A 15,551-nucleotide genomic window follows, 5' to 3' on the forward strand; every position below is an offset into this window, starting at 1 on the left:
GGTCGTCGAATACGTCGAGGCTTGATCCGCGCTTGGCACTCCGGCGTGCGGAGACATCGGGCCCGCTCCGGCGAGTGCGGCGCACGATCCGCTTCCGTACAACCACCGGCTTGACGACTCGAACCGAATGGAAGGGGAGGAGCCTGTCCAGTTTCCCCCGCAGCGGGCCGAGCGCCGCGGACTGGACCTCGATCAACTCACCCTGCGCGTCGATCGCGTCGATCCGATAACCCGATACGGTGACCTCGGATCGCCCCCCGCCCTCATCGCCGTAGAGGTTCTTGATGGCCCGGTGCAAGCTCGATTCCACGCCGGCTGCTCCCTGCGATTCGTAATCCTCTTCGATCCATCGATTCGGCGTCCGTTCAGGCGGGTTTCAAGGGCTCGACTCCCAGGTCGCGGATCTCGAGGAGAGCGTTGAACTTGATACCTCGCTCGCGGAAGGCCGCGGCCGCGCCTTCCAGTCGATCGAGGACAACCACGACCAGGGCAACCTTGCAGCCCAGCGACTCGACCGCCTCGATGGCCTGCAGGGAGGATCCGCCGGTCGTCGCCACGTCGTCCACGATCACGACCGTGGAACCCGGCTCCAGGGGTCCCTCGACGAGATTCCCCATGCCGTGGCCCTTGGCTTGCTTCCTGACGAGAAAGCCACGGAGCCCCTCTCGATGGAGCAAGGACGCCATCGCCAGCGTCGCCCCAACGATGGGGTCCGCCCCCATCGTCAGGCCGCCGACGGCCACCACCTCGGGATGCGAGGCCAGACGATCGAGCACCCCGGCGGCAATCAGGAGCGCTCCCTCCGCCGAGAGGGTTACCTTGCGTCCATCGATGTAGTAGTGCGACGTTCGGCCGCTCGCGAGGGTGAATTCGCCCAGCTTGAGCGCATCCCGCTTCAGGAGCTCGATCAGCCGCGACCGGGCCCCATCGTTCCACGTCAGATCGGCTCGCATCGGCGGCCCTCCCTCTTCGCCACGGACAGGCGGAATCGCCGCCGCCCCCCTGATCCCTCCGACTCGGCCAGGCTACCACGTCTCCATCCGGGGGCCAAGTACAGAGCCGAAGGCGCTTTAGCTCGCCACAAGGCCGGCCCGGATCCCGCGCCCTGTCTCGATACGCCAGCGCTGTCTTAGTTCTTTTTTATAAACTATAGACAATCATGTTGTGGCACCGGTTTCCTCTGTACAATCGACCCGATTGCTATGCCTGAACCGATTGCTTCCCGGCCCTCTTGTCTCCCGTCTTGGATGGAATGCCCGACCGGCCGGTTAACTGGGGCGAGATGTTTGCGGTTCACTCCGGGAGGCATTCCATGCGTCCGAGGATCCTGATGTCGCAAGTCGCGACGATCTCGGGATGACCCAACCATGAGCACTCATCGAGCTCCTTCTGATCGGGACCGTCCGGTCCCTGTCGTCTCGGTCGACCGGGAGACTTCGCTGCTGACTCCTGGGGAGGAGCGGGCTCTCCTGGAACGGATGTGCGAGTGCAAACGCAAGCTGGAGGAGGCGCTGGCGAGCATTCGTGCGGTCGACCCGGCCGTGATGGACGACCCCGTGGCACAGGCTCGTACGATCGCGGCGATGGCCGTGGTCCCGACCGAGGACGGCGGCGCCAGTGGCCGGCTCGGAGCCATCGTTCATGCTTACCTCGAAGCCCGCGACCGTCTGGCGATGTCCAACATGAAGCTCGTTGCCCACGTCGCCAAGCGTTTCCGCGATCGAGGCATCCCCCACGCGGACCTGCTCCAGGAGGGGTTCTGCGGCCTGATGGAGGCCATCGATCGGTTCGACCTCGGGCGCGGGACGAAGCTGGCGACGTATGCGACGTGGTGGATCAGACAGTCAATCCAGCAAGCGGTCGCCGCCGGTGCCTATCCGGTTCGGCTCTCGCCCAGGCACCTGAGGCAGCTTGCCAAGAACCAGCAAGTCATCGGACCGGTCGGTCGGAGCTCGGAACACGAAGAGAACGGGGATAGCGGCGAATCGTCGGAAGAGGTCGTCCGGCGGATCCACGCCGCGACCAGGCCGGCGGTCTCCTTCGACGATTCCGTCGAGCGCCGACGGAGGCTGGATGGACTGCGGACGAGTGGCCGCACGGATGTGGATACGGTCGCGGGTGGAGAAATCGAGGATGCGATCGGACGGTTGATCCACTCCCTCCGCCCGCGAGAGCAGGAGGTGCTGTCGCATCGATTCGGCCTGGGCGGTCGGCCGCGTCTGTCGCTCAGCCAGGTGGGTGAGGCGCTCCAGATCTCCAAGGAGCGTGCCCGCCAGATCGAGGATCGCGCCCTCGAGAAACTCCGCGAGATCGCCGGGCAACAGAATCTTGCAGAGCGGCTGGCGTTGGATCCTTGATCCGGCGCCGGATGGCCGGGCTGGCTCCTCCGGGCTCGCTCAAGATCCGTGCTCTTCCCGGACGATGTAAGGGTCATTGCTGCGGAGCAGCATGCCGAACGCCTCGTTCAAACATGGGACGATTTCACCCATGGCAAAATCAAGATATCGGCCCGACCCGGATCGAGATCCGGTCGGGCCGTTCTTGCATTATCTGATGGCCGAATGCGGGGTTTCTCCCCACACGCTCGCGGCCTATCGTTCCGACCTGATGCGATTCCTCCGCTGGCGGAAGTCCAATGCGTCGGGTCCGCTTCGATCGCTGGACGTGGTGACGCTCAGTGGCTACGTGGAAGAACTCGGCCAACAGGGGCTGGCGCCGAGCAGCATCGGACGGCACCTGGCGAGCCTTTCCACATTCTTCAAATACATGGTCTCCGAGGGGAAACTCTCGGACAACCTGGCGAAGCTCCTGGTGGCCCCCGCGGTCTGGGATCATCTCCCCACGGTGCTGGGACCTGCCGCCGTCGATCGTCTCCTGAATGCCCCCCGGACCGAGACGCCGCTGGGCCGCCGCGATCGTGCGGCGCTGGAGACGCTCTACGCCACGGGTTGCCGTGCGTCCGAGGTGGTCGGCCTCCGCCCCGCGGACCTCGATCTCAAGTCGGGACTGGCTCGCTGCGTGGGCAAGGGCGACAAGGAGCGTTCGGTCCCGATCGGAAGGAAGGCCGTGGCCGCCCTGGTCGCCTATCTCGCGGATCGGCCGGGACTGATGGCGAGGCATCCCGAGACGACGACGCTCTTCGTGGCCAGGTCCGGCCGTCCGTTGTCGAGGATTGGACTCTGGCGGATCGTGAAGAAGTCGGCGGCCGCGGCGGGCTTGAAGGGGGATATCAGCCCTCACACGCTCCGTCACAGCTTCGCGACTCATCTCCTGGCGGGGGGCGCCGACCTGCGCGTCGTGCAGGAGATGCTCGGCCACGCCTCGATCGCGACGACCCAGATCTACACCCGGGTCGAACTGAGCCGGCTCCAGGAAGTCCACGCCCGGTTCCACCCCCGGGGCGTGGAGCCGCGCAAATCGTCGGCCGAGGGTTGAGCACCCCATTCCCGGCCCGCTCCGCCGTCAACCTTGGTCGCGGGACTCGATCGCGCCCGGGCCGAAGCACTCCGCGAGCTTGCTCTGGACCATCGGGCGGTATCCCATCGGGTCGACACCCTTCGGTGGGGCGATGCCGATCCCCTTGCATTCGGAGATGGGCATGATGCGGACGATCTTGCGTTCCTGGTCGGCGAGCAGGGCGACGCGCAGGTCCCCGACCAGGGCCGTGTCATCCCAATGGCAGCGGCAGGCCGATCCATCGGGGAGGTAAAGCATGACCTCCGGGAGGCCGGCCCCGCTCAGGGCGCTCCAGAGCTCGGTGATCAGGTCCGTCATGTTCTCGCTCGACTCCCATCGACACCGTTTGCGTCCCCCGTCGGTCGGGAAGACTCCCTCTTCCAAGCCTAGGACACGGCCGGCCTGTTGACGCGAAGACGGGCGGGAGAGAGGCCACGGTCGCGGGATGAGCGAGGGTCGATCGACGGGGATTCACGAGCCGCCACGAGCGGCGATCATCCCCTTGCGGACCCGCTCGCCCATCTCGTTGAGCTCGGGGGTGACCTTGAGCGAGCCCTGGGCCACGAATCCCCTGAGCCGGTTGTAGGACGTCCTGGCCTTCTGACGCGAAGAGGCCGATTCCGGCCTGGCCCCCGCCCGCTCCTGGATGTCGGCCAGCGTCAGCCAGCATTCCGTCTGGAGCCAGTAATGGCTGTATACCAGCGTGGCCCTGGCATGCGGGTCGTCCTCGGTGTTGGTGACCTCGAAGATCTCGGCCTCGCAGGATTTCATGTCGTCCAGGCTTCGCTGGATCAGTGCGATTCCGCGATCGAGCGAGGCGCGATCACCTCGACCGTAATGACCCTGCGCCAGTCGCCACGCGACGCGGGCGCGCTGGCTGATCAGCCTGATGAAATCGTCGCGTTGGGATCTCTCGAGTCGCCCCCGCATCCTCTCGATGAGTCGCTCCACCCGATCGAGGGCAGCCTGGTAGTCGCCCAGTGCCTCTTCGGCGGCGGCCATCATGGGGGGGATGGTGGTTGAATCCGGCCTGGCCTCGAGGGCCACATTCAGGATTCGCCGAAGGACCTGGTAGTATCTCTTCTCGACTTCACGATCCACCGCCATCAGGGCGGCCTTCGCCGCGGCGGATTTCTCGTCGTAGCGGCGCATCTTGTCGATATTGAGGTGCTCGATCTGCTGATTGGCGAAGACCGTCAGGCGGTCCGGAAGGGCCGGATCCTCTCGAGCCAGCTCTCGGAGGATCTGATCGGCGTCCGGCATCGCGAAGAACTCGCGGAGCGAGACCTGGGCGTCGTTCTCCGTGAGCCGCGTGGAGAGGGCCTGCGCCAGGCCGAGGTAGGCGCGGGGCTTCGAACTGAGCGGATACTCGCGAACCAGCGCGCGAAGCGGCTCCACAGCGTCGTCGGCTCGTCCCGCGTGGATGTTCCGGACGGCCCTCGTGAACTGGGGTAATGTCGAGGGGTCCGGCTTCAGCCACGCCGCGGCGGCCGCGATGCCCAACCCCGACAGGATCGACAGGTAGACGCCGTTGATCGCGATCTTGGTGCGATTTCGGCTCGCCCAGTTCTGGAGTCGTTCGCGCCTCGAGGGGTTCACGGCGCCTCGAAGCGGACGGCGATCGAGGAAGGCCTCCAGGTCATCGGCGAGGGCGAGGGCGTCCGGATAGCGATCGTCGAGCTCGAACTCCAGGCACTTGGCGACGATGGCCTGGAGGCCGTGGGGGACGTCCGGATTGGCCCTTCGGACGCCGCTGTCCAGCAGGTGCCGATGCTCCAGGAGGTCGTTCATCGCCTTGGCGAGGGGCACCTTTTCATTGGGGAGCTTCGGGGCCAGCCCGGTGAGCACCTCGCGGAGGACCAGGCCCAGGGAGTAGATGTCGGAACGGGCCCCCACCTGGTCCCAGTGCTGAGGATTCAGGAAGGCGCGGATCTGCTCGGGGGCCATGTAGGGGAGGGTCCCCCCCAGCATGGCGTACTCCGCGTGGTCGGCGACATACGGGGAATCCGCGAGGTTGAAATCCAGGAGCTGGGGCCCGTGCTGAAGCGTGACCAGGACGTTGCCGGGTTTCACGTCCCGGTGGTAGGTCTTCATTTCATGCGCATAGTGCAGGGCGCGAGCCAGGATCATGGCGAGCCAGGCGGCGCCCTCCGCGAACGTCCCATCGATCGGGAACCCTCTCCAGCCCTCCGCCACGGGCCCCTGGCGCCGGAGCTTCCCGCGTTCCTCCTCTCCGAGAGAAGGGAGGTCGGCCGGCAGGCCCTCCACGAGCGCCTCCCAGAAGGTCAGCGCGCGGGCGGGCCTTCCTCGCGACCGTAGCCGCCTCAGGAGGTCGTCGAGGGGGAGTCCGGGCCGATATGGCATGGCGAGGCCGCGCAGGCCGTCGGCGGACTCGTAGACGACGGAATTCACGGGCACGATGTGGGGGTGGTCCAGGATCCCCTGCGTCTTCGGCTCCTGGCCGTTGTCGCGAGAGACCTTGAGCACGACCCGCTTGCCGCCGAGGGACAGGTCGCTCGCCAGATAGACGCGCGAGGAGCCCCCCTTGCCGATCAGGGCGTCGAGCCGGAAGACATCATCGAAATGATCCCCGGGCTTGGGGTACTTGGGCTCGGAGGTCTTGAGCATGCCGGCCTGGCTGAAGATGCGGTGGTAACGCAACTGGGAGGCGAAGGAGTCGCTCCAGCGCGGATAGCGACGGCGGAAGTCGTCGACGTCGGGGTCTTCGCCCCCCTCCTTGAGCAGGCAATACTCCTCGTAGATCAGGCTGATCACGCGGCTGTCGGCCGCATCCAGGCCCGGGAATCGGTCGAGATACTCGGTGACCTCCGGTTGCTGCCCGCGCTCGAACCGGCAGCGCATGTCGGCCTTGATCAGGGCCCCCAGGTGGACCATGGGGTCGCACGCCCGGCCCTTCGACGCGGACCGGCATTCCTGCCAGAACTTCTCCAGCCCAACGTCACCGTGGAACTGCCATTGGTCCTCGAGGCGCTTGACATCCGAGACGACGCTGGCGAGCTCGCCCGGATCGCCCGGCGGAGTGGGGAGGGACGACATCGTTCCCACCTCAGTCCTTGAGGGTGTCGAGGAGGTCCTTGAGGAACCGCTGGACCCTCCGGATGTTCCAGCCGGTGCTCTCGGCGATGTCCGCCGTCGAGTGGCCTTCGCGCCGGAGGCGGATGATCGCTCGTTCTGTCTCGTCCTGGCGAGCGAGGAGGCGTTCCTGCACCTCGTTGGCCTGCGCAAGCTGGCTGGCCGTCGGCTCGTCGGACGGGAGCTGGACCGGGGCGTCCTCCTGATCACGGGCGATCAGCCTGCGATCCCTCGTGATATCACGCTTCTGCGTGTGCTGCCTGCGGTACTCGTCGATGACTTTCTGCTCCGCCACGTGGGCGAGGAAGGCGATCAGCGATTCGACCGACGGGAAATTGAGGCGACTGATGTTGGCCGCCAGGCTCTTCATCACGTCGCTGGCGAAGTCCGTCGAGTCGTACAGCGAGCGCATGGAGCGATCGAGGCGACGCCGAACGACGCGGCGTACCTTGGGATAGCACTCGCGGAAGACCGTCTCCCAGGCAAGCTGATTCCCCTGCTGGGCATCCAGGAGAGCCCGGCTTAGCTCGTCAGTGATCCTCGGTTCCGACAGCATCGTCATGGCGATTCCCCTCCCCAGTGTCGGCGGGGATGTCATTTCGGGTGAAGAACTCAAACGCCAACCGAGTCGCTCTCGTATCAACCTCCCGCCTGAACATAAATCTTATCCCCATCATCGGCCCGTGGAAATGCCTCCACCGAAAAAAGGGGGGCACTCGGTAGGAGCGGCAAGACGAACGATGCCTGGAGATTGCGGCGAGATGCGGTGGCGGTCGTTTTCGACCCGAGGAATCCGGACGAAGCGGAGTCTCTTCCCTCCTCCCTCGTTTATCATCGAGGTGCGCCAAGCAACTTTCGTAAACATATTTACACTGACATAATCAGTGTAGAGTGGTCCCACGAACGGACGGGGACTTTTCAGGCCACAAGGGTTGCGTCCGGGGGCGGGGGAGTGAACGATCCGGCGCCGGTCACCGTGGAAGGTGGCTGGGGTGTCGTCGGCGACAGGGTCGAGCCGGGGTCCGTCGGCGACAGGGTATAGGGCGGGGGAGGCGTGACGATCGAGGCGGGATCCGTCGGGCTCAGGACCGCACCGGTGCCGCTCGGAGCCAGGCGAAGCGTCAACGTGTCGAAAGTCGGGCGGAAATTCCGTCGTGCGCGCATGGAAGCACTCCTCGCCTTTGGCGAATGAAAACGGTGTCGTGTAGTTGGTGTGTGAAGAGGTACGGAGGGAGGGGGGAGGACCGGCCTGGGGAGAGCGCAGCCCGGGGCCGTGGGCGACCGAGGGCGAGCGGCAAACCGCTCGCTTCAGGCGCGACGGACCGTCGGCAGGGGGAGCCTTCGGCTCCCGTCCGCGCTCAGCGTGAGGTTGGATGCGACGGAGGTTCGAGCCTCAAGGGCCGAACTCCGGGTCGAGCCAAGCCTAGTTTTGCAGGACGCAACGCTGGGGCACCGGGTGTATGTTCGCTGCCACCCCAACCGACTCGGCATCGCCTACGGGGTAGGACTCCGCCGGGATCATGGATTTGGCAGCAAACCGATAGAGCGGACAGCCTCGATGCTGGCTGACCACGCCATCCCTGAGTTGGATCGCGAGGTCGTGGCGCCCGGAGCGAAGCGCGGCGATGAAGAGTCCGAGAGGTGAGAGTCTCGATCTCTCCATCTCGGCGGGAATGGGCAATCCATTCCCATCCCTGATCATGGCTTCGGCTCGCCGAAGCTCTTTCTTCAGTTCAGACCGCAGTTGAGAAATAATCCGCCGGACCCGACCGGCATAGCGACGAGCCGCGTCCGGATGAGCGACGATGCTCCACGGGTCCGGGTAAGAGTTTGAGATCGGCTGCGAGGCGACGTAGAGTTCCGGATCGAGGGGGATCCGGGGATCGTTCTCATGTGCTTGCCAGAGAATCATGGCGGCGGCAGACCAGAGCCGAGAAGTCGAGCAACCGCGATACCACTCGCTGCATCGAAGGGTGAACGCTCGCTCGATCCGGGTTGCAAGTCTGTCGATCGTTTCTTGGGTTGGCAACACGGTTCAAACCTCGGCAATCCAATACCCCAGGGTTCGGAGCCCGGTGCCCTTGGGCCCGGCCTCACCGCCGACGAGCGGCGGTGATCTTCGAACCGAGATCTGCGAGGTGACGCGTCAGACTTTTGGAGTTTTTCTGGGAGATTTTCTCCGGCCCGTCGCCAGCATCCGTCGGGACGCCGTCCGGCACCGACTTCCAATACGCAAGTCCTTTTCGGAGAATAAGTAGCGCCGTTCACCTCGGATTGACCTCTTCCCCCGGGTGGGGCCGGATCCCAATCCTCATCGGCGAGGAGTGGGCTGGTTGTGCCCCGAAATTTCAATTTCTCGACTTCGGGCTCTTGATCTCCATGTTGATAAAGGAGTGTGCTTCTCTTCCTGTGCCCGACTTCATGTTGCATCCAATTACCGGATCTCTTATATATCTAGGTGAGGCCCATACTCCGGGATCCTGACCACCGCCGAGCCGGACTCATCGGGCATGAGTCCGACTTACCCCTGCTTTCCCGGAACCGGCGATGTACGCCCACAATTCCGTTGAATGTTTGCTTGAGGCGAAGCTTGCCATGAACAAATCTCCATCGAACTCGGAATGGCTCGATATCAAGGCAGGCCTGGCGCGTCGGGTTCGCGAGATTCGTCAGGACCTGTACGGTGAGCACGGAGGGCCACTGATGGCCGACGCGCTCCAGGTCCCGTTCCGGACCTGGTTCAACTACGAGAATGGTTGCACGATCCCGGCTCCCTCGATACTCCGGTTCATCGAGCTGACCCGAGCCAATCCTCACTGGCTCCTGACCGGGCGGGGGCCGAAGTATCAGTTGACGGCGGCGGCCAATTGAGGAACCGGGTCACTCGTCGACCGGCTATTCCGACGATTGATCGCCCGTCGCGGCGACTCCCCAGAGTCGGACCGAGCCCAGGTGATCGCACGATGCGATGAGCTTCCCGTCCGGAGAAAACTGCACCGCGTTGATGCGCGCCGTGTGTCCGCTCAGGGCATAGAAGATCTGCCCGGTCAGCAGGTCGCAGATCCGCAGCTTGCCGTCATCGCACCCGGTTGCCACGATGGGCTGATCGGGGTGGACGGCCACACCGCGGACGGCCATCGGATGGCCCGGGATGGGGTCCTTTCCCCGCCAGTTGTCCATCGAGTAGAGCGTGACGATTCGATCGTCGGTCCCGCCGACCAGCAGCCCGCTGTCCGGCGCGAAGGCCAGGCACCAGGTCGCCGATCCGGCCTCGGGCTCCCGGTCATAGGGGATTTCATGCTCGGGATCCCAGAAGCGCACCGAGCCGTTCTTCGAAGCCGACGCGACGACCGTCCCGTTGGGTGAAAAGGCGAGGGCACTGATCGGCGAGTCGACCGATGACAACTCGGCCCGCGTCGGCGGCGACTCGCGCAGATCCCAGACGCTGATGACACCCCGGTGCCCGGCGGCGGCGACGTGCGTGCCCCTCGGATGGAAGGCAACCGACCAGAGCCGATCCGTCGGCCCGAAATCATGGAGCAATCTCCGCCTGGAAGGGCTGTCCAGCGGCTCGGGACGGCCGGCGTCCAGATCCCAGAGGAAGATCTTCCCGTCCAGTCCCGCGCTGGCGACGAGGCCGGGATGATGCCCCCTCGGCTCGCTCGCGCCCGGGGTCAACGACGGCGCGAAGGCCACCGAGGTGACCGTCTGCTCGTGGCCGTGCAGGACAGCGGCCTGGCGTCGACGCTCCAGATCCCAGACCCTCACCTCATTGTCATCGCCGCCGGAGACCAGCAGCCGGCCGTCGAAACGGAATGAGAGGCTCCAGGCCTCTCCCCGATGCGAGCCGAGCCGTAGCTGATTCTCGCCGTCATCCCGGTACTTCCAGGTCCTGAGGCGGCGATCCCCGCATCCGAGGACGAGCGAGGCCCCGTCGGCCGCGAACGCCGGCGGCGCGGTCAGCCGGGCGTTCGCCTGATACAATCTGCCCAGCGTCCCCGCGGAGAGGTCCCAGGTGGTGACGCGGTGGTCCTTCCCGGCGGCGACGAGCCAATCACCGTCGGGCGAGACCGCCAGCCATTCCAGCGCCGTATGGGCCTCACGCGGGAGCAGGTATCGTTCCTCGGGGCTGGCGAGCCGTCGGGTCCAGAGCACGCTGGAGCCATCGCAGCCGACGAGCGCCTCGTCTCGCTGACAGAAGGCGAGGAATCGGCTGGCGTCCCGGTGGCCCTGCCCTGCGACGATGAGCCGGCCCGAGGCCACGTCCCAGGCCAGGAAGGACCCGTCCACCGACCCGGCAGCCAGCTTCATCCCATCCCGCGAGAAGGCCAGCGTGCTGATGGCGCCACGATGATGGCGATCGAGGGGTGGCAGGGGAGGTCCAACGCGACGAGTGAGTCGGACCGTACCGTCCTCCATCCCCTCGGCCAGGATGCTGCAGTCGGGACTCTGAACCTGCCTGGTGACGCCGATCCTCGACGCACCGGCCTCCGGATGCCATCCATCCTCCGCGCGAGACCAGGCCAGGCTACGAGAGCCGCGGCCGCCGGACGCTCCACCGCAGAGGGTCAGCCGCTTCCCGTCCCCGGAGAACAGGAAATCCGCCACGTCGAGCGGATCGATCGCAAACGAGGCCACCGCCTTGCGCCGGTCCAGGTCCCAGAGCTTCACGTCGAGGCCCTGGCCGGCCTTACCGACGCTGGCCACCACCCCTCTCGCGGGCCCACCCGGTGCGAACACCGCGAGACGCAGGACCTTTCCCGCATGCCTCTCGCGGAATCGATCGCTCGTCCCCTTCTGCAAATCCGAGAGCACGATCTGGCCCGCCTCGTCGCCGGAGACGATCAATCCGGGTCGATCGGCCACGGCCAGGCAGGTCACCGGCCCGCGATTCCCCGGGAAGGATCCGGGGATTCGCGCGACCACGGCCTGGAGGTAATCCCATTCGAATCCGCCGGGCTTCTCGGCGTCACCTTCAGCCATCCCGCGGAGGAGATCGCGGGCCATCTCGAGATGGCCCTCCTCGATGGCGCGCTTCACCTGACCCAGGAGGTTGTCGTAGGATCGCCGCTCCACCGCCGAGGACCTCTCGCGAAACTTGCTCCGCTCGATGTTGAACAGGCTGTGTTCCTGCTCCCTCTGGGAGATGCGCCGCTGCAACTCCTGGAAGCTGGCGGTCACGTTGTGGGTATGGTAGGCGGTCCCGCCGAGCAGCAGCGAGATCAGGAACAGGCTGAAGGCGAGGAGGGCAGCCGCCAGAGGTTGCCGCCGCCGCCATTGCTGGATCCGGATCAGTCGAGGCGTTCTCCGCGCCCGGATTGGCTGGTTTTCGTTATATCTTCGCAGGTCTTCGGCCAGGTCGTCCGCCGTCCCGTAACGCCTGGACGGCTCGCGATCCAGGCATTTCAGGCAGATCGTCTCCAGGTCCTCCGGGACTCCATGTCGGAGCCTCGATGGGGGGACGAGGTCCGCCTCCATGACCTGGCAGAGGGTCTCCATCGGCGTGAAGCCGCGGAACGGCGCGTTGCCCGTCAACATCTCGTAGAGCAGGGCCCCCAGGGCGTACACGTCGGTCGCCGGGCCGATCGCGGCCTCACCCGCGGAAACCTGCTCGGGCGCCATGTAGGACGGCGTGCCGAGGAGCACGCCGTGGAGCGAGACGCCCTTCTCATCCACCTGGAACTTGGCCAGGCCGAAGTCGGTGATCTTGGGGACGCCGTCGGGCGTCATGAGGATGTTGCTGGGATTGAGGTCGCGATGGACGATGCCCCGCTGATGGGCGATGTGGATGGTCCGCGCCAGCGTCTCCGTGAGCCGTGCCGACCACTTGAAGGCCTGCGGCATCCCGCGGAGCATCCGCGTCAGGTTGCCCCCCACCACGTATTCCATGGCGAGGAAGGGGAGGCCGTCGTGATCGCCGATCTCGAAAATCTGGACGACGTTGGGGTGGACGAGCTGGGCGGCCGCCTCGGCCTCGTTGCGGAGCCGCGCCCGGTCTCGGATCCCCGCGTTCTCGCCCGCGAGGATCATCTTGAGCGCCACGATCCGGCTCAGGTTGGCCTGCCGCGCCTTGTAGACGATCCCCATCCCGCCCCGACCGATCTCCTCGATGATGTGGTAATTGGCGATCCGGGAGATTCGATTGTCGCCGCCGCGGCCGGCCGGAGGGCGCACCGGCGGCAGGGACGAATCCGTCAGGGTCGGCATCTCGGACCCGACCGCACCCTGGAAGGTGAGCAGGGATTCCATCCGGCCCAGCAAGCTCGGGAACCGCTCCTGCCACTCGTCGAGGGTCGGCTTCTGGCCGAGATCATGCCTGGTCATGACCTCGGTGTGGATCAGCTCGAGGACCGCTTCCTCGTTCTTCCCGAGGATCGGATAGGATGAAAGGATCGACTCGACGCGGGCGGCTTCGCCACCCCGCAGCCGACTCCTCAGCTCGGCGCACGCCTCCCGGACGGTCCGGACATCTTCCCTTTGGAGTGCCAAGGCTCTTATCCGTTCAGCAAGGGATGGAGATTGCGATGGTCGGGCTGGGATGGCATGGCAGGCAACAGCCAGTCTAGCGGGCTCGGCGTCCGGCGGACAAGCGCCACGTGCGTTCAATCATCGCCGGCGAACTCCGGGCGTCCCCGCCGGGCGCGCCCGGTCGACGATTGGGGACGGTCCCGGGGCGGAAATCGATCTGGTCAATGACTCGTCATTTCGCGTAAAACGCAGCGACGGCAAGGAGATAGCGAGGGGGAAGGCCGGTGGGCTCAACCTCATCCGGGGGCGACATCGCCGCGGCGGACACGGAGGCTACTTGATGCACGAGACAACGGAAGCGAGCGAGCGTCGCGGCGGACTGCTCCGGTCCATGGGGCTGAATCGGCCGGAATTGCGGGCCTGGGCGCTGTACGACTGGGCCAACTCGGCGATGTTCTGCACGATCATCACGGCGGTCTTCCCGGCCTACTTTTCCAGGGTTGCCTGCGAGGGTGACTCCGCCGTCGCCTCGCGTCGCCTGGCCGTCGCGACGACCATCGGCATGGTGGTGATCGCGGCGATCTCTCCGATCCTCGGTGCATTCGCGGACTATACGGCCCAGAAGAAACGGCTGCTCGCGGTCTTCGTGGCGATCGGCGTCACCGCCGTGGCGGGCATGTTCTTCGTCCACACCGGGGACTGGCTGCTGGCCGCCTCGCTCTTCATCCTCGTGAACATCGGCGCCAATGGGAGCCTCGTCTTCTACGACGCCCTGCTTCCGCACATCGCGAGCGATGACGAGATCGACCGGGTCTCCACGGCCGGCTACGCGCTGGGGTACGTCGGCGGCGGGCTCTTGCTCGGGCTCAACCTCGCCTGGATCCTCCACCCGGGCTGGTTCGGGCTCCCTTCGGGCGAGGGGCTGACCGAATCGCAGGCCACCCTGCCGAGCCGGCTGGCCTTCCTCTCCGTGGCGGTCTGGTGGCTGGTGTTCTCGGTCCCCCTCTTCCGCCGCGTCCCCGAGCCGAGGGCGGCCCACGGCGCCGAGGAACTCCACGGCGAGAGCCCCATCCGGGCCACGCTCCGGCGATTGAGGCAGACGGCCAGGGACCTTCACCGCTATCCCAACGGCTTCCTGATGCTCCTGGCCTTCCTCATCTACAACGACGGCATCGGCACGATCATGCGGATGGCCGTCATCTATGGAACCGAGATCGGCATCGGATCGGCGGACCTGATCCTGTCGATCCTGATCGTCCAGTTCGTCGGCATCCCCTTCTCATTCCTCTTCGGATCGATCGCCTCGCGCGTCGGGGTCAAGCCGTCGATCCTCGGCGGCCTGCTCGTCTACACCCTGATCTGCATCATCGGCTTCTTCATGACCTCCTCGCGCCACTTCCTGATCCTCTCGCTGCTGGTGGGGACGGTCCAGGGGGGCACGCAGGCGCTCAGCCGGTCGCTCTTCGCGAGCCTGATCCCGCGAGCCCGGTCGGGGGAGTACTTCGGATTCTTCTCGGTCGCCGAGAAATTCGCCGGAATCCTCGGGCCGGCCCTGTTCGCGGCCATCAACTGGATGACCGGCTCGAGTCGAGGCGCAATCCTGGCCGTCATCGGCTTCTTCGCGGTCGGCGGGTCCCTGCTCTGGATGGTCGACATCGAGGCCGGGCAGAAGGACGCTCGCCACGACGAGGAGGACGCGGCCTCGTTCACGCCCCTGCCGTCGATCGCGACCAGTGAACTGCCGTGACGACCCAGGAAGCCACCACGTAGTACAGCGGGTACGTGAAGGAGACGAGCGCCAGCCTCACCACCCGGGGGTCGTCGCGAGGCGAGGAATCCGCGGGCAGGCTCCAGAGCAGGTATCCGAGCGGGATCACCCAGATCGCCCCCAGGATCGTGGAGACGACGTTCAGCGTCCCCGGCTGGGACGGATACAGGTACTTGCTGGGCACGAACGTGAACAGGGCCAGGACCAGGACGATCGCCAGCGCGGCCCACGGCGGCACCGGCAGCACGTAGAGGTACAGCGCGACCACGTTCCAGAGCGAGGGGAATCCCAGGAAATAGCCGTCGGGCGTCTTGATGTCCACCTGGCAGAAACCGTAGAGGCTCGCCAGCATGGCGACCACCAGCCAGGGCTCCGTCCCGGCCGGCACCAGCCCCGCACGGCCGATCAGGAGGATGGGGAGGAACGTGTAATTGAGGAAGTCGACGATGTCGTCGAGCCGGCGGCCGTCGAAGCCGGGGACCGCCTCCTTGATCCGGACGGCACGCGCGAGGGTGCCGTCGGTCGCATCCACGATCGTCGCGATCGCCATCAGCAGGAAGCACCAGCGATAGGCCGCCGGCCCCCCTTCCAGCAGCAGCGCCGCCATGATCGCGGCCGCGATCAGGCCCGTCGCCGTGTAGAAGTGGACGCACCAGCCGAGGAACCGCCTCAGGTTCGATGGACCTTCCCGCCCGGCGGCCACGCCTCCCGGGGCCGGCGATCTGACGCCGCCGGCTGCCTCCCCAACGTCCTGCATCGAAGCTCC

Annotated in this window: 13 protein-coding genes; 4 read left to right on the forward strand and 9 right to left on the reverse strand. The window is 66.0% G+C overall.

Annotated features, from left to right (window positions below):
* Both G6O54_RS30170 and pyrE read right to left on the reverse strand, forming a co-directional pair.
* Positions 1–310 (reverse strand): DUF8091 domain-containing protein (locus G6O54_RS30170; protein ID WP_500809981.1); only part of this gene is annotated, 310 nt, incomplete at its 3' end.
* A 55-nt stretch (positions 311–365) separates the two neighbouring features.
* The gene (gene pyrE / locus G6O54_RS30175) at positions 366–953 is read right to left on the reverse strand and encodes an orotate phosphoribosyltransferase (RefSeq protein WP_165232145.1); all 588 of its coding nucleotides are present in this window, start codon (positions 951–953) and stop codon (positions 366–368) included.
* A gap of 414 nt (positions 954–1,367) precedes the next feature.
* Here pyrE and G6O54_RS30180 point away from each other — a divergent pair, with 414 nt between their 5' ends.
* Positions 1,368–2,357 (forward strand): sigma-70 family RNA polymerase sigma factor, encoded by a 990-nt coding sequence (locus G6O54_RS30180; protein ID WP_165232148.1) that lies wholly within the window; start codon positions 1,368–1,370, stop codon positions 2,355–2,357.
* Between the two features lie 130 nt (positions 2,358–2,487).
* Positions 2,488–3,435: a site-specific tyrosine recombinase XerD gene (gene xerD / locus G6O54_RS30185; protein WP_165232151.1), complete on the forward strand. Its 948-nt coding sequence runs from the start codon at positions 2,488–2,490 to the stop codon at positions 3,433–3,435.
* A gap of 27 nt (positions 3,436–3,462) precedes the next feature.
* Here xerD and G6O54_RS30190 read toward each other — a convergent pair whose 3' ends face one another.
* From G6O54_RS30190 to G6O54_RS30210, 5 genes are all read right to left on the reverse strand, one after another.
* On the reverse strand, positions 3,463–3,774 hold the full coding sequence (locus tag G6O54_RS30190; RefSeq protein WP_165232154.1) for a hypothetical protein: 312 nt from the start codon (positions 3,772–3,774) through the stop codon (positions 3,463–3,465).
* Positions 3,775–3,927: 153 nt separating this feature from the next.
* Positions 3,928–6,513 carry a serine/threonine-protein kinase gene (locus G6O54_RS30195; protein ID WP_165232157.1) on the reverse strand — a complete coding sequence of 862 codons (2,586 nt, stop codon included), beginning with the start codon at positions 6,511–6,513 and terminating at the stop codon, positions 3,928–3,930.
* A gap of 10 nt (positions 6,514–6,523) precedes the next feature.
* Positions 6,524–7,111 carry an RNA polymerase sigma factor gene (locus G6O54_RS30200; protein WP_165232160.1) on the reverse strand — a complete coding sequence of 196 codons (588 nt, stop codon included), beginning with the start codon at positions 7,109–7,111 and terminating at the stop codon, positions 6,524–6,526.
* 356 nt (positions 7,112–7,467) lie between these two features.
* Complete coding sequence (locus tag G6O54_RS30205; protein ID WP_165232163.1) at positions 7,468–7,713, reverse strand: hypothetical protein; 246 nt, start codon at positions 7,711–7,713, stop codon at positions 7,468–7,470.
* Positions 7,714–7,972: 259 nt separating this feature from the next.
* Positions 7,973–8,581, reverse strand: coding sequence for a hypothetical protein (locus tag G6O54_RS30210; RefSeq protein ID WP_165232166.1), 609 nt, complete (start codon positions 8,579–8,581; stop codon positions 7,973–7,975).
* Between the two features lie 671 nt (positions 8,582–9,252).
* Here G6O54_RS30210 and G6O54_RS30215 point away from each other — a divergent pair.
* Positions 9,253–9,420, forward strand: a complete 168-nt coding sequence (locus G6O54_RS30215; RefSeq protein ID WP_165232169.1) for a hypothetical protein — start codon at positions 9,253–9,255, stop codon at positions 9,418–9,420.
* Between the two features lie 24 nt (positions 9,421–9,444).
* Here the strand turns inward: G6O54_RS30215 and G6O54_RS30220 are convergent, their stop codons facing one another.
* Positions 9,445–13,038, reverse strand: a complete 3,594-nt coding sequence (locus G6O54_RS30220) for a WD40 repeat domain-containing serine/threonine protein kinase (RefSeq protein ID WP_165232174.1) — start codon at positions 13,036–13,038, stop codon at positions 9,445–9,447.
* Between the two features lie 319 nt (positions 13,039–13,357).
* Here G6O54_RS30220 and G6O54_RS30225 point away from each other — a divergent pair, with 319 nt between their 5' ends.
* Positions 13,358–14,764 (forward strand): MFS transporter, encoded by a 1,407-nt coding sequence (locus G6O54_RS30225; protein ID WP_165232176.1) that lies wholly within the window; start codon positions 13,358–13,360, stop codon positions 14,762–14,764.
* Here G6O54_RS30225 and G6O54_RS30230 read toward each other — a convergent pair.
* The gene (locus tag G6O54_RS30230; RefSeq protein WP_250847161.1) at positions 14,724–15,542 is read right to left on the reverse strand and encodes a CDP-alcohol phosphatidyltransferase family protein; all 819 of its coding nucleotides are present in this window, start codon (positions 15,540–15,542) and stop codon (positions 14,724–14,726) included. The genes G6O54_RS30225 and G6O54_RS30230 overlap by 41 nt on opposite strands.
* Positions 15,543–15,551: the final 9 nt, after the last annotated feature.

It is taken from the genome of Aquisphaera insulae, assembly GCF_011064615.1.
Taxonomy (GTDB): domain Bacteria; phylum Planctomycetota; class Planctomycetia; order Isosphaerales; family Isosphaeraceae; genus Aquisphaera; species Aquisphaera insulae.

Excerpts from the sequence above, each read along its gene's own strand:
- pyrE (WP_165232145.1), bottom strand. The coding sequence starts at position 953 with ATGCGAGCCGATCTGACGTGGAACGATGGGGCCCGGTCGCGGCTGATC.
- G6O54_RS30180 (WP_165232148.1), top strand. The coding sequence starts at position 1,368 with ATGAGCACTCATCGAGCTCCTTCTGATCGGGACCGTCCGGTCCCTGTC.
- xerD (WP_165232151.1), top strand. The coding sequence starts at position 2,488 with ATGGCAAAATCAAGATATCGGCCCGACCCGGATCGAGATCCGGTCGGG.
- G6O54_RS30190 (WP_165232154.1), bottom strand. The coding sequence starts at position 3,774 with ATGACGGACCTGATCACCGAGCTCTGGAGCGCCCTGAGCGGGGCCGGC.
- G6O54_RS30195 (WP_165232157.1), bottom strand. The coding sequence starts at position 6,513 with ATGTCGTCCCTCCCCACTCCGCCGGGCGATCCGGGCGAGCTCGCCAGC.
- G6O54_RS30200 (WP_165232160.1), bottom strand. The coding sequence starts at position 7,111 with ATGACGATGCTGTCGGAACCGAGGATCACTGACGAGCTAAGCCGGGCT.
- G6O54_RS30205 (WP_165232163.1), bottom strand. The coding sequence starts at position 7,713 with ATGCGCGCACGACGGAATTTCCGCCCGACTTTCGACACGTTGACGCTT.
- G6O54_RS30215 (WP_165232169.1), top strand. The coding sequence starts at position 9,253 with ATGGCCGACGCGCTCCAGGTCCCGTTCCGGACCTGGTTCAACTACGAG.
- G6O54_RS30225 (WP_165232176.1), top strand. The coding sequence starts at position 13,358 with ATGCACGAGACAACGGAAGCGAGCGAGCGTCGCGGCGGACTGCTCCGG.
- G6O54_RS30230 (WP_250847161.1), bottom strand. The coding sequence starts at position 15,542 with ATGCAGGACGTTGGGGAGGCAGCCGGCGGCGTCAGATCGCCGGCCCCG.